This window comes from Calyptranema fuscum S582 (genome assembly GCF_055793305.1).
Genome location: NZ_JBSLYH010000004.1, coordinates 46,591 through 60,460 on the forward strand (window position 1 = coordinate 46,591; position 13,870 = coordinate 60,460).

10 protein-coding genes and 1 tRNA gene are annotated in these 13,870 nt (G+C 47.9%); 8 read left to right on the plus strand and 3 right to left on the minus strand.

Features of this window, described 5'->3' with window-relative positions:
• Positions 1–189 precede the first annotated feature (189 nt).
• The 3 genes from ACR6Z4_RS04345 to ACR6Z4_RS04355 all read right to left on the minus strand — a co-directional run bounded on the left by ACR6Z4_RS04345 (position 190) and on the right by ACR6Z4_RS04355 (position 3,554).
• A complete protein-coding gene (locus ACR6Z4_RS04345) occupies positions 190–1,299 on the minus strand; it encodes a peptidylprolyl isomerase (RefSeq protein ID WP_479716130.1) in 1,110 nt (369 codons plus the stop codon).
• Positions 1,300–1,625: 326 nt separating this feature from the next.
• Positions 1,626–2,357 carry a hypothetical protein gene (locus tag ACR6Z4_RS04350; RefSeq protein ID WP_479716000.1) on the minus strand — a complete coding sequence of 244 codons (732 nt, stop codon included), beginning with the start codon at positions 2,355–2,357 and terminating at the stop codon, positions 1,626–1,628.
• A 636-nt stretch (positions 2,358–2,993) separates the two neighbouring features.
• A complete protein-coding gene (locus tag ACR6Z4_RS04355) occupies positions 2,994–3,554 on the minus strand; it encodes a DUF7733 domain-containing protein (protein ID WP_479716001.1) in 561 nt (186 codons plus the stop codon).
• A 447-nt stretch (positions 3,555–4,001) separates the two neighbouring features.
• Here ACR6Z4_RS04355 and ACR6Z4_RS04360 point away from each other — a divergent pair, with 447 nt between their 5' ends.
• The 8 genes from ACR6Z4_RS04360 to ACR6Z4_RS04395 all read left to right on the plus strand — a co-directional run bounded on the left by ACR6Z4_RS04360 (position 4,002) and on the right by ACR6Z4_RS04395 (position 13,857).
• Complete coding sequence (locus tag ACR6Z4_RS04360; RefSeq protein ID WP_479716002.1) at positions 4,002–4,799, plus strand: response regulator transcription factor; 798 nt, start codon at positions 4,002–4,004, stop codon at positions 4,797–4,799.
• Positions 4,800–5,606: 807 nt separating this feature from the next.
• Positions 5,607–6,011 (plus strand): hypothetical protein, encoded by a 405-nt coding sequence (locus ACR6Z4_RS04365; protein ID WP_479716003.1) that lies wholly within the window; start codon positions 5,607–5,609, stop codon positions 6,009–6,011.
• Between the two features lie 286 nt (positions 6,012–6,297).
• On the plus strand, positions 6,298–8,622 hold the full coding sequence (locus ACR6Z4_RS04370) for a ComEC/Rec2 family competence protein (RefSeq protein WP_479716004.1): 2,325 nt from the start codon (positions 6,298–6,300) through the stop codon (positions 8,620–8,622).
• A gap of 300 nt (positions 8,623–8,922) precedes the next feature.
• Positions 8,923–9,007 (plus strand) — tRNA-Ser (locus ACR6Z4_RS04375).
• Positions 9,008–9,547: 540 nt separating this feature from the next.
• Complete coding sequence (locus ACR6Z4_RS04380; RefSeq protein ID WP_479716005.1) at positions 9,548–9,712, plus strand: hypothetical protein; 165 nt, start codon at positions 9,548–9,550, stop codon at positions 9,710–9,712.
• Between the two features lie 514 nt (positions 9,713–10,226).
• Positions 10,227–12,377 (plus strand): SpoIIE family protein phosphatase, encoded by a 2,151-nt coding sequence (locus ACR6Z4_RS04385; RefSeq protein WP_479716006.1) that lies wholly within the window; start codon positions 10,227–10,229, stop codon positions 12,375–12,377.
• A gap of 494 nt (positions 12,378–12,871) precedes the next feature.
• Positions 12,872–13,462 carry a slr1658 family protein gene (locus ACR6Z4_RS04390; protein WP_479716007.1) on the plus strand — a complete coding sequence of 197 codons (591 nt, stop codon included), beginning with the start codon at positions 12,872–12,874 and terminating at the stop codon, positions 13,460–13,462.
• Positions 13,463–13,515: 53 nt separating this feature from the next.
• Positions 13,516–13,857, plus strand: coding sequence for a slr1659 superfamily regulator (locus ACR6Z4_RS04395; protein WP_479716008.1), 342 nt, complete (start codon positions 13,516–13,518; stop codon positions 13,855–13,857).
• Positions 13,858–13,870: the final 13 nt, after the last annotated feature.

The window sequence follows — 13,870 nt, forward strand, 5'->3', positions numbered from 1 at the left end:
GGAAAGAGAATTAAGAAGGCTCAAATCCATAGAAAACGTTGTATGGCGCGGCTGAGCCGCGCCATACAACGTTTTAAAATTTAAACATGTAGCGGTGATGGTCTAGATCTGTTGTTAATTTTTTGAAAAAGCGCGCGGCGCGCGCCTTTCCAAAAAATTAACCATAAGTTTGAAACACTACCATGAATGCTATTGGAGATTTTCGATACCCGATACCACGGTCATCGATTCGATTTGGTCGCCCTGTTTGAGTTTCTCTAACACGTCGCTGCCTTGAGTGACATAACCAAACACGGAATACCGTCCATCTAGCAGATTAAAGCCCGGTGGGGTGAGTTCGCGTTCAAACAAAAAGAAGAAAAACTGAGAGGAGCCACCATTGGGGTCATTGCCGGGGCGAGCCATTGCCAACGCACCATAGGCAGAAAAGGGCAAAACTGGGTTATCTAAATAACGACCCGCATCTTCCAGGGTGATGCCATAGGTGGGTTCTTTGTCTCCCTTCACCAAGATTTCCAGAGGAATAGCACGATATTGTTTGGTGCCTGGGTCAATAAACCCAGTTTCTTTGCCGGGTGGATCACCAATTTGCAACACATAATTATCTTCTGCTCGGGTGAACGCCAAGCCATTGTAAAAGCCACGTTTCACCAGATCAACGAAATTACCGGCGGTGACGGGGGCACTATAGCCGTCAACCACAACGGTCATGTCGCCTTTGTTAGTTTTGACGGCAATGGTTGCGCGACCTTTGAGCTGAGGCAACTGACTATAGGCTTCTGGCACCTCAAAGGGAAACTGAGTCACCATGAGCGCTTCCAAAACCCCAACCTGTTCTAAAAACTGGCTGCGCTTGCTTAAGATAGTTTCTTTATCTTGAGTCTCGACGGCCTGGTGCATGTCACCCAGCAATTGTTGCATTTGGGCGATCGCCGCTTCTGCTTCAGGTTTGCGATCGTCGGGAATCTTGGCTAACAGCACATCCTGTTTGGTGGTGACGATCCGGTCTGCCAGTTTTAAGTTGCTATTGATAGCCGTCAACCGTTTGCGGCTAATTCGCAGAGTCTCAGAGATATCTTCAATCGACTTCTGGAGTTCGCGGACAGTCGGGTTGTCGATTGGTAAAGCATATCTCAGGATTGCTTTGCCATCCGTGATTGCATTGCCCGCAGGCAGGTTGGCAATCAGCATACTGGCAGATGCCGGTTGAGCGCACCAGCCAGGACTTACCCATAATGAGACCGTCGCAACCAAAGTGAGTATTGCGGCTCTAAGCGTATATTTCAGGGTATTAATCATGAGAATCTTAAGAATTTGCCTACACAATACAACGGCGTCGGCATACTCAAAACCGACATAGTGGTGGACTACAGAGTCGGTAGCCAAAACACCCAGCTTAATCATGCCACGGCGCAAAGACCTAAGTTCAAATCAGAGGGGTGATTTTTAACAATAGCAGGGGTGCAGAGGCTAAGCCTCTGCACCCCTGCTATGGCACTGAAATTAGGTTGATTATATAGAGCGGTTAAAAGAGCCTTGCAAAATTCAAACCCACATCGTTTTAGGAGAGTGCAGCAGAGCCGCACTCTCCCAAAACAGTATTTTGATGAGAATCCTGAACGGGTTTAATCTTCGTAGATTTCAATCTGACTGGTACGTCTGGGCGATCGCGTCTGAGATGGTAAGAGGGCTTGTTCAGGCAGTACGTAAGGGGGTGGCATGGGGTGGATCACATGCATCGGACGGGGGTAACGGCGTTGAGACTGAACAAGCAACACAATTAAAATCACCAAAATAACACCCCCACCCAACGCCAGGACGATCAGGGTGACGCCAACAACCCAAAGCAGCGTATTTTGAAACCTGACAGGTTGTTGCTGTGGCAGATTTGCGAGTTGGAGTTGTTCTGATAGAGTCAGCCGATTGTCAGACGAACGGGCAACATCAGCCGCACTGATCTGTTGTTGCACAGCGATCGTGTCTAGTATGCGTTGCTGCGTCTCAACCTTTTGCTGCAATTGGGTAATGATCGTTTCTGTATCATTTTGTTGCCGCTCTAACGACGTTTTCAGATCATCGGTTGTCGTTTTTTGCAGTTCGAGTTGATTTTTTAAATCTGCTGTCAGAGTTTTTTGTTGGTCTAATTCCCGTTCGAGTTGCCACTGCTGGTCAGACGTTAGGGGCACACCCGGCGCTGAAAGCGACGATGGAGGAACTTGCTGCAACGACGTTGCAGGTGGGGTTTGCATCGACGGGACTCGAGATTGTTCAGAAATCAGCCCACCCCGCAGTAGCAACACTGCTGCTACTCCTGTAATCGCACAGCCCGCCAAAAATGCCGTGGTGTCACCGCTCATTAGTACTTAATCCTCACACTGTGGCTAGCGCTTAGAGCCAAATCATCTTGAACAAAGTTTGCTAACATGCCCCACTGAAAACCAAAATTTAGACTGAGATGCGACGACGACTTCAGGACGTGGAAAGATTTCAGGGGAGTTATTAAAGAATGGATCTAGCCACATTAACTTAGACTAAATAAATCATAGTGTGGATATCCAGAAATACGGACAAAATAATCTCACTTTAACCTACCCTCGACGAAATTAGCAGATCTTTTTTAGGAAGTAAATACAAAATTATAGGGATGGGCTGCCCGGCTCCAAGCATTTCGTTTTTGAGTTCGCTAGGGCAGCGTTGGCAAAATGCTAACGCTTAAATCCCGTTTCTTTTGGCACGTTTTACATCAATAATCTGCTGGTTGAAAACCTTGTGAGCCACAATTAATTTCAGTACGCACCGGAAATGATTTGAATCTCCGATGATTCAGGAAAGACTCGTTAATTTGTTAATCACGTTTCCTATAAAAACTTAATATTTAGTATCCCTACAATCGTGATATTTATTAATATTTATTCGAGGGCGATCGCCTAGTCTGCATAGGCTTGCCAGAAGTGTGGCAGCAGTTGTTAAGCCTTTCCAGCAGCAAGTTTAGCCTAACCCGAGGTAGACACTTTCTGATTGGGAAAAAGTTGAGATTGAGTATCCCACCGTAAAAGGTTGGGCAGTTGGGAGAGATGAACACCGTAATTAAACAGCCAAAACCAAATCTCCAGCATCAGTAGCTGCCTAACCCAAAGTAGATTGGCATCGGTACTAATCAGCTCTATGCCTGTATAAAGTTGCCATACCCGATAGGGAATATATAAGCAAGGAATAATAACCCAAACACAAGAACGAAAGTACCTTAAGGTTGTATTTTCGGAGAGAATTTGCAACCCAAGCATCAGAAAATAAGGTAGAAATGCTTGTAAAACACTGTTATTTCCTAAGCCAAACCAGCCAAAGACGATCGCAACGATAGGGACTAAAATACCAACGAACAAAACCACAACCAACCAGGTGGCAAACCATCGGGGCAGGTTGCGGGGCAAGCTGAAAGGTGGCGAATGACGGTATTTCCAGCCAACCCCAATGAGGAAACTCGTGGCGATCGCTAAAAATAATAGATTTTCAACAAGCGGGTTAACGGTCGTGGCAGAGAGAATGAGCAACATATGTGTAGATGAACCACAACGAAACTATAGCAATCTTATAAGAATAATGTTGCTGGATGAGGAGTTGCAGCCCTTCAGCCCGACCACCTATATATAGCAGTTCTACATGAGCTATGAGATAAGCGGATTGTGAGGAGCACACCCCTTCGGAGTGGGTCACGCACAATCTTATTGGGGATTGCTATATCTCGTCCCTGTTCAATCGGGATTGACCGAAACGTCTCCACTGAGAATCGTACATTAAATCAAACTTAATTCTGTTTGAGAGGGCGACGGCAGAGTCGTCGCCTCTCTATTCCACCCGCTATCGATGCCGAAATGGACTGAGTCCGTCTAAAATTTACTCAAACTGGAAAACAGAAGTCTTCGAAGTAGCTACAGTTACAAAAAACCACACAACGACTCTGATAACCTGAAACTCGCTAACCCAAAATTACGCCTGACACTGTGGGATCTGTTTGTATCCAAATCGTTGAGGGCAATCCTCATTTGCGATCGCTGCTTGGCTGGCACTTGCAGCAGGTGGGATATGAGGTGTATCAGTCTGCTGACCTTCAGCAAGGTAGAGAGGTGTTCCAGAGCCGCCAGCCGCACCTGGTTATCCTCGATTCAGAATTGCCGGATGGAGACGGTTTGGAGTTTTGCCGATGGCTCCAACGCCAAGAACACCCGCTAATTCTCATGTTGTCTGCCCGCAACACTGAGTCTGATATTGTTGAAGGTCTGAAAGCTGGAGCAGATGATTATTTAACCAAACCTTTTGGTATGCAAGAGTTTTTGGCTCGGGTTGAGGCGCTCACCCGCCGCCATCGCTCGACGACCGCTCCCGCGTTTTTAGATTATGGAGACCTCAAGGTTGACCTAATTCAACGGCGAGTTCGATTTAAAGAGGATCTTATTGATCTGACCCCCCAAGAATTTAGTTTGTTGTATGTCCTGGCACAGGCAGGGGGCGCACCCCTAAGTCGATCAGAACTCTTGCGCAAAGCATGGCCCGATGCGATCGATAACCATCGCACGGTCGATACCCATGTGTTGTCGTTACGTAAAAAAATTGAAGTTGATCCTCGGCAACCAAGTTTAATTCAAACCGTACGGAATGTCGGATATCGTCTGAATGTTGAGGTGTTTAATGCCCGAAAAACATCGGGGGAAGCACTCAACCATAAAAAGACAGAGATTCCGCTCAATCGCAGAAAACCTCTTTCTCATGCTCTTTCCAGGGTCGTTGAGAATGGTATTTAAATGACGACCGACCATACAAACGTATGTAAATCACATATAGATCACGCGTTAGATGTTGATAGCTAAACTCTGCATGACGGCTTTCAACACATTTAGACTATTACGTCTTGTTTCAATCGTTGGAATAGTGGCTATAAGGGTGTTTAGTGCTCGGAGGGGTATAGCCCCCGCGCCCCCATCCTCACCAGTCCTTCGCTGGCTGCATAAACCTACCAATACACCAACTTAAAAGGTTTAGAGGGGGTGGAGGGGGTTTTACCCCCTCTTGGGGCGCAGCCCCCAAACCCCCATGTTGCAAAATTTCATGTTTGCAACACTAGTACACCAAGTTAAAAGTTTTAGAGGGGGTGGAGGGGGTTTTACCCCCTCTTGGGGGCGCAGCCCCCAAACCCCCATGTTGCAAAATTTCGTGTTTGCAACACCAGATCTGTAGTGCTACAGCGAATGACTGAGAAACAGTCTTGATCATTGTAAATAAATATAAAAATTGTTGCCGTTCCTCTACCTCAGACTGGCGCTTTACAGCCCAACTGGGAGGAGTGGGGAGTCTTACTCATCCCCCCTGCAAAACTGGGAAACCTCCTGAGTCAGCCGTTATTGCTTACGGAGCCTGGATCGAGGTGTGTATAGCTACTTACAATTTAGGCTTCACGGAAAAGTGTTGATGAATATTGCATATAGGGTACATAGAATCTCATAATTAACTTGATGAATAGGCTTATAGATCTATTCTCTTGGTATTTTCTGTCCGTACGGATGGGCTTGCTGGAATTTTGATTAAGCTAAAGTTTAGGAGCGATCGCAATAATGGGTCTTATCAAAAAGTTGATTGGGGGTATTTTTTCTCTCTTGGGTGGTATTTTCAGTATTTTCAAGAAGTCTGAGTATTTCTTAGAAGATGATTCATCCTCTTCGGTTACTGAGGCACCAGCTCCCGCACCTACCCAGAAAGAAAAGATTAAAAAAGAAAAAGCTTTAGAAACCGCAGCACCTGAATCTTTAAATGGGAAGGTTGCGGCTCCTGCTACACCTGCGCCTGCACCTGCACCCGCACCTGCAAAGGTTGAACCTGTCGCACCTCAACCTACACAAGCGGCACCTGCTTTGTTTTCTCCTAACTACCTGGTGACAGCTGGAAGCTCGACCAGTCGTCGTCGTCCAGGTCCCAGCCTAAATCGCTTTATGGATATGGCAAAACAAGTCAAATCTTAGGATTACAAATTAAATAAAACCCGGAAGTTATTTTTGGAAGCGCGGCGACGCCGCGCTTCCAAAAATAACTCTTCGGTTTTATTTAATCCATGATCCTTAAATAATTAGGGATTGAAGCAGGTAAATTAAGGACTTTACATCATTGAAAGCCAGTTCGACCATACCTGATGTGGCTGAGCTGGCTTATTTTTTTCCTCAATGTGTCGTTGTCAAAAGGCTTTGTCGATGAGCGATCGCCATGGTCATCGGGAACACTGGCAGTCGAAGGGTGCATTGAGAATCAGGGATGATGACGGCGATTGATTGGGCTGTAGTGTGTCTAGCCTACGGTGTAGGTCTATTACTAACGGGAATTTCTGGCGAATTTAGAGGCATTCCGACCGGAGCCTGGGTGATGTTAGCTTCAGGGGCGATCGCTGCGTTGATCGTGCCGCGATATTGGCGGGCGATGCCGCGATCGCGAATTTGGTTAATTGCTGGATTAGTCGGCTTTGCAGCCAGTTTTTATATGCAGATCCGGACACCTGCGCCAGCGAGTACAGATATTAGTCGCTTGCTGGCAGGCACCAGTGAGTTTGCCCCTGCGCAACAGGTTGACGTTCACGGGCAAATTGCCAGTCCACCCCGGCTCACCCGCAACCAAAAAATTCAGTTTGAACTCAACGCCACAGAGGCGATCGCCCTTTCCACTGAAACAGACGCAGTCAGCGAAACCCCACCTGCACCTCAGCCCGTTACAGGCAAAGTCTACGTGACCGTGCCACTGTTGCAAGGCACAGGACTTTATCCCGGAGAGCGGGTAGAGATTAGAGGCTCGTTGTATCGACCCAAACCTGCCACCAATCCAGGTGGCTTTGACTTCCAGCATTACCTGGCGAGGCAGGGCATCTTTGCGGGCTTAAGTGGTTATCAAGTGGATCGTCCCGCCAGATCATCTGCCCCCACTGCACCCTTGTGGTCGATTCGGCAACGGATTAGCCGTGCCCAGGTGAATGGACTGGGCGTACCCGAAGGTCCCTTACTCAGCGCCATGGTCATGGGGCGCAGGGCAGTGGATGTGCCGTTTGATATTCAAGATCAATTCAAACAAGCAGGGTTAGCCCACGCCTTGGCGGCGTCTGGCGCTCAGGTATCGATGTTAATTGGCGTGATTTTGAGCCTAACCCAACGCCTGCCTGCCCGACTGAGAATGGCGTTGGGGACGGGTGTTTTGCTGCTGTATGTCGGGCTGACGGGTCTGGAAGCCGCCGTTTTACGAGCAGGCATTATGGGGATTATTGCCCTGTTTGCCCTGACCGCCGAACGGAAGGTGCGCCCGTTAGGTGCGATCTTGTTTGCGGCAGTGGTGTTATTGCTGTGGCAGCCGCTATGGATTTTTGATTTGGGGTTTCAGCTGAGTTTTTTGGCAACGTTGGGACTGTTGGTCACAGTGCCCGTGTTGAATCGATGGCTGGACTGGCTACCCACCGCGATCGCCCCGTTGATCTCGGTTCCCATTGCTGCCTATGTCTGGGTATTTCCCCTACAGCTCTTTGCCTTTGGCATCGTTTCGCCCTATAGCATTCTCATCAACGTGCTTACGGCTCCGTTGATTATGATCATCAGCATTGGCGGCATGATCAGCGCTCTAGCGGCATTACTTCATCCCACACTCGGCAGTCTGTCGGCAGGCTCACTCTATTACCCCACCACTCTGTTTATCAAACTCGCCGAATGGGGCAATCACTTACCCGGCAATCGCTTTGCAGTTGGGGCGATCGCCCTCAGCCAGGTTTTGAGCTTGTATGGCTTATTGATCTTGATCTGGTGGCGACCGCGATGGCAACGCTATTGGTGGATAGCGGGATTGGTGGGGATCGCTTTGGTGGTCTTGCCCGTTAGCTACAACATCACCCATCTCTATCGAGCCACAGTTTTAGCAACCGCGACCGATCCGGTTTTAGTGGTGCAAGACAAAGGGAATGTGGGCTTGATTAACAGCGGCACGGAGACAGATGCCCAACTGACCCTGCTGCCATTTTTTCAAAAACAGGGGATCAATCAGTTGCAATGGGCGATCGCCACTCATTGGAATGAGTCTAATCAAGCAAGCTGGCAACGGCTGCGAGAACAAATTACGATTCAAACCCTCTATAGCAACCCGCCTTTGCCCACCACAGCAGCCAGTGAGACGGTTTCATCACCTCAACCACCCAACCATCCAGCGCCAACCTTAGCCCCTTTGCTGCCGCTAACGACCGATCAACCCGTACAACTGGGTTCTGTCACGGTCAACGTGATCAGCACCGATCCCGTTGCGTTGCAAGTGCAACTGGCAGATCAGACCTGGCTATTGCTGAATCCTCTACCTGCCATTGAGCAACAAGCTCCAGCGATCGCCCAGTTGCAACACTCGGTTCAAGTCCTGTGGTGGTCTGGAGAAGCATTGCATCCCAAATTATTGGCAGCACTCAACCCTAAAGTGGCGATCGCATCTGCTAAATCCATTTCCCCTGCCACAGAACAATGGCTGAAAGCTCACGCGGCAACGATCTATTGCACAGGACGAGATGGCGCAATCCAATGGACTCCGGAGCAGGGATTTAAGAGCATCCTGGAGTCTGAGCTATAGCGCCATGCTTAGAAGCAGCATCGCGATGTGTTGAAAAGTGGCGCGGCGCACCGCTTTTCAACACATCACCTGTCCTAACAAAGTGGCGTCAGGCTATATAGCGATTCTGAGTCAGTTGTGAAAGCGCCCGCCCGAAGGGCGGGCGCTTTCACAACCGATCATTTTCACAAATCAAATTAGGATTGCTATATCAGCCTAGATGAAATAGGAACCCGGAGATTTTCGATTCCATAACATCTCTGGATGAAGCCATGCCCTTTTTTTCATTAGGCAGTAAAATGGTCGGAGATACCCCACCCTGGAGAGGTGGCAGAGCGGTTGAATGCGGCGCACTCGAAATGCGCTTTGGGGAAACTCAACGGGGGTTCGAATCCCCCCCTCTCCGTTTCACGCTGATTAAACATCACAAATTCAATCACACCCGGAAGTCTAGCTTGAAAGCGTGATGACGACGTGCTTGAAGAAATAAGTCCTGGATTCTGCTAATCCACGATTCTAATACTGATTTAATGGGACGCTGCATCTTATTCAACCCCGGCTGTCGCCGTCCCCCTTGGCAAGGAGACTACAGGGGGTTTTAGTTTGGCGCAACTTCATAAACAGCTGGTATAAGTAGACCTGACGCAGGGTTAGGGAGTGAGCGAAGCTCACTCCCTAACCCTGTTGTCCTTGAAGATTGAAGCAGCTACAGAACGATGTGATGCCTGGACATCGCTTCATGCAGGAGCTTGAATAAGTTACGAAATCTTAACAATATTTGTAAAATCTATACATAACGGTAGATCCAATTCCAGGGTGACTTCGTATTAAGTAATGCAAGGTTCAATGAATGATGGCGATCGCCATCTAATTCCCGCCTGATCTGCATTAGACGTCTCTAATCGCAAAGTTTTAGCCCCACCCGCCACCCTTGAGGTCGTTCTCTATGAAAAAACTATTCCAAAACGTTGACGAACTAGGTGCCTATGCGATCGCCTTAGCCGTGATGGTGACAACGATGGGTCTGCCCCTCAGCCTAATTGGCTATGTCATTGTCTCCCAACGAGCTGAAGTTAGCCAGGTGAACTCACCCATTAATCGCCACTTCTAAGCATCGCTTCAAGCCATTAGCAGGCGATCGCAACTCCTGCGTTATGGGTTATTAGTTATTAGTTGCAGTCAGACGTTAGAGTGCTAACGCCAATTTTTAGTTCCCCTGCCACCACAAAGCCAGAGGGAAGATGTTTGATCTTTACTCACTCGTGTTGCAAACACGAAATTTTGCAACATTGGGGTTTGGGGGCTGCGCCCCCAAGAGTGGGTTTTCCCCCTCCACTCCCTCTAAAACTTTTAAGTTGGTGTACTAGGATCACAAATTAATTAAAACCCGAAGATTTATTCTTGGAAGCGCGACGGAGCCGCGCTTCCAAAAATAAACCTTCGGTTTTATCAAATCCACGAGCCTAGTGAAATCTTTGGTATCACCTGCCCATGTATACCAAGCTGCGCCATGCCATGCTGCTCCCTGGTGCAGCATGAATGTTAACAATCATGACAAATTTGCTTTGTAGCCGATATTCCTTAGAAGTAATTTTTTATTCTATTCTTGTATCGGAATAATCGGAATGGCTGCCCACTTGTCTTCGCCCGCCCCTCAACGCCGAAAATTATCGCTGCGTACACTTCTGATTGTTCCGTTTGTGGTGCAAGTGTTTGGCACAGTTGCTTTGGTAGGCTATCTCTCGTTCCGGAATGGTCAGCAAGCGGTTAACGAGTTAGCCTCTCAATTGCGCGATGAGCTAACAGCACGGATTCAGCAGCAATTGCAAAGCTATGTTGAAACCCCTTTTTTAATCAATCAAATTAATCAAACCTCATTGTCTCGGGGCGACTTGCAAATTGCTGAACGCAAAGGCACGTATCTGTTTTGGCAACAAGCAAAGACCTTCCCAACGACCAATTTGATTTATTGCGGCACTGAAAGCGATGGGGCGTTTATGGGAGTAGGGCACGCAAACAACGACGAAGAGTTAGTGTTGCAATACAGTAATGCCGCAACAGACTATTACTTTGATTATTACTCCCTGGATGAGGCTGGCAATCAAGCCACATTTCAGCGATATGGCGATCGCCCTTATGATCCGCGTGTGCGTCCCTGGTATAAAGCAGCGATCGCTGCCAATAGCCCCACCTGGAGCGAAATTTATATCGACTTTGACGCTCTGGTTCCCGTGATCACAGCTAGCGTCCCCGTTTACGACACAAGCCAAACAAAACTATTAGGCGTCTGCGCCACAGACTTTCTCTTGTCAGTCGAGTTAGACTCATTTCTCAGCAAATTAGAAGTGGGTCAGTCTGGTGAAACCTTTATCATCGAGCGATCGGGCACCTTAGTCTCCAGTTCGACATCGGCAGAAGAACAGTTATTGGTGGGCACCGGAGAAGAGGCAAAACGGATTCAGGCAAGCGATAGTACCAATCCCCTGGTACAGGCAACGGCTCGCTACCTGATGCAACACTTCAACGGCGATTTAACCCAAATCCAGCAAAAGCAAGAGTTGGCGTTTGGGCTGAATGGCAACCAGCAATTTCTTCAAGTGCTTCCGTTTAAAGATAGTCGGGGTCTGGATTGGTTGATTGTTGTGGTCATTCCCGAAGCCGATTTTATGGAGCAGATCCATGCCAATACTCGTTCTACCGTTCTGTTGTGTATTGCAGCACTCATCGTTGCCACAGGGATTGGCGTGCTGACAGCACGATGGGTGACACGCCCGATTTTAGATCTGAATGCGGCGGCTAAAGAAATTGCCCAGGGGAATTGGGACACCACCGTTACCGTCAAACACCAGGATGAAATTGGTGAACTTTCGCAATCGTTTAACCAGATGGCGCACCAATTGCAAGCTTCTTTTGTGGCGTTAGAAGATGCCAACAAAGCCTTAGAAGATCGGGTAGAAGAACGCACCATCGAGTTGAAGGTTGCAAACGAAGAAATCAGTTTATTGAATCAGCGGTTACAGCAAGATAATTTGCGCATGAGTGCCGAGTTAGATGTTGCCCGAAAACTGCAACAAATGATTTTGCCAAAAGAACAAGAGCTGAATCAGATTGCCGATTTGGACATTGCTGGGTTTATGGAAGTCGCCAGTGAAGTAGGCGGTGATTATTATGATGTGTTGCAAGGTCGCGATCGCCTTCATATTGGCATTGGCGATGTCACCGGCCATGGTCTAGAAAGTGGTGTGCTGATGATTATGGTACAAACAGCCGTGCGCACTTTACTGGCGGTTGATGAACGAGATCCCTTCAAAGTCTTCAACGCCCTGAATCAAGTCATTTACGAAAATACTCGGCGGATGAATTCATCCAAAAGTGTCACCCTTGCCCTGTTAAATTATCAGTCTGGGCAATTGTCGCTCAGTGGGCAACATGAAGAGGTGATTGTCGTGCGTGCGACGGGCGAAGCAGAACGAATCGACACGCTGGATCTGGGGTTTCCGCTGGGAATGGTTGATAACATTGCCGAGTTTATTGCCCAGGCGCAGATCCAACTCCACCCCGGAGATGTGGTTGTACTGTATACCGATGGCATTACCGAAGCAACCAATTTGCAAAACAAACTCTATGGCTTAGAGCCCCTGATTCAGGTGGTACAGCAACATGCTCAGCGATCTGCCCATGAGATCCGGCAAGCCGTGATTTACGATGTCATGTTGCATATTGGAGACCAAAAAGTCTTTGATGACATTACCTTGGTTGTCCTCAAACAGCTATAGCAATTCTCAATAACATCAAGTACAAGGTGTTGAGCGAGAGCCGCGCTTTGCGCGGCTCTCGCTCAACACACGCAATCTGTCTAGGCACGAAACGCTATATTGGCAACGCAGTGTCCCCATACCAATGCAAACGAATTGTTGGGCACATAGCAGTTCAGGAGGGGCTTGACAGTGCTAAGCCCGTACAGAAATCTGTCGTGCTCTTAATTTCAATGGGTATCAGTTAAATTGGCATAAAAAGTAATGATGTTTTGATGTGCAGGTGAACCCTACGCAACGGAAAATCATGATAGGAAGGCTACTCCCCATCGTCTTTGTCCTGATGCAGTCCTCTAGCAAAGGAATGCATCAATAAAAGGGCATCTCGGTCTGCAAATTCCGCGCGCTCACGTCTCTATCAGAGTCGCTAGACTGGTCAACACCGGCAGATTCAACCAGGCAGAGTGCAAAGGTAAACGTCTGTTCTGCATTCAGCCACCATTCACAAGACAGCAATGACCCAAACTTTTATCGAACAAACCTTTGGCTCTTTCCCTAACGAAATGCCTGCCAGTGAGGAATACCTCACCCTCAATTTTTCTCCTAGCTCTGCCCCGCGCAACCGCCGCTGGAGCAACTATGGGCTATCGGCAGATTTTTTAGGCGACTATTTTGCCGCATTCTTTCCTGGAGATGAAATTCCAGATAGTAAGATTAACCGTAGAGATACGGTGAAAGCAGCTGTCAGTTATGTTGCCAATGAGTTAATCGAAAATGCAGTTAAGTACAGCGATGAATCAGCCAATTTGCCCATAAGTATCACATTATACTTATATGAACGAGGAATTATTTTTCAGATTACAAACTACGCCAACCCAGCAATGGTTGAAAAATATCAACGGTTTATTCAAGAACTACTAGATGCCGATTTCGATGAGTTCTATACCCGTCAACTAGAAAAAGCTGCAATGGGCATGGGACAGTCAAGTATGGGCTTGCTAACCATGATCAACGACTATTCTGCTCAGTTTGGTTGGAAGTTTCAGCCCGTGGGAACTGTGCCCGATGTGGTTCGAGTTAGCGTGATGGCACATCTGGACGTATAGCGATCGCGGAGTTGGTGAGAATGGTAGTGTTGATGCCTGGGGGTATAAGGTCGGTGGAGATCAAAACTGAAGACTATAGCATTTGGCATGATCCGGAATCTTCCACAGTTTTTTTCCGGGGGTTCTTGCGATTGGAAGGTATGGAGCAATATCAACCCGTCATGGATTTGTTGTTGCAAGCACTGGAGCAATCTTCCGATTTTAGGCTCAATCTCCGAGAACTCGAATTTTTGAATAGCTCTGGGATCAGTATGCTGTCTATGTTTGTCGTCAAGGTGCGGCAACGAGGGACGGTGCAAATGACCTTACAAGGATCTGATCAGGTTTTGTGGCAAACCAAATCCCTGAAAAACTTACAACGCCTGATGCCGAGTTTGCAGTTAGAATTTGCCTAAGTTGCGTTTATTG

Excerpts from the sequence above, each read along its gene's own strand:
- ACR6Z4_RS04385 (WP_479716006.1), top strand. The coding sequence starts at position 10,227 with ATGGCTGCCCACTTGTCTTCGCCCGCCCCTCAACGCCGAAAATTATCG.
- ACR6Z4_RS04365 (WP_479716003.1), top strand. The coding sequence starts at position 5,607 with ATGGGTCTTATCAAAAAGTTGATTGGGGGTATTTTTTCTCTCTTGGGT.
- ACR6Z4_RS04350 (WP_479716000.1), bottom strand. The coding sequence starts at position 2,357 with ATGAGCGGTGACACCACGGCATTTTTGGCGGGCTGTGCGATTACAGGA.
- ACR6Z4_RS04370 (WP_479716004.1), top strand. The coding sequence starts at position 6,298 with ATGATGACGGCGATTGATTGGGCTGTAGTGTGTCTAGCCTACGGTGTA.
- ACR6Z4_RS04390 (WP_479716007.1), top strand. The coding sequence starts at position 12,872 with ATGACCCAAACTTTTATCGAACAAACCTTTGGCTCTTTCCCTAACGAA.
- ACR6Z4_RS04380 (WP_479716005.1), top strand. The coding sequence starts at position 9,548 with ATGAAAAAACTATTCCAAAACGTTGACGAACTAGGTGCCTATGCGATC.
- ACR6Z4_RS04345 (WP_479716130.1), bottom strand. The coding sequence starts at position 1,299 with ATGATTAATACCCTGAAATATACGCTTAGAGCCGCAATACTCACTTTG.
- ACR6Z4_RS04355 (WP_479716001.1), bottom strand. The coding sequence starts at position 3,554 with ATGTTGCTCATTCTCTCTGCCACGACCGTTAACCCGCTTGTTGAAAAT.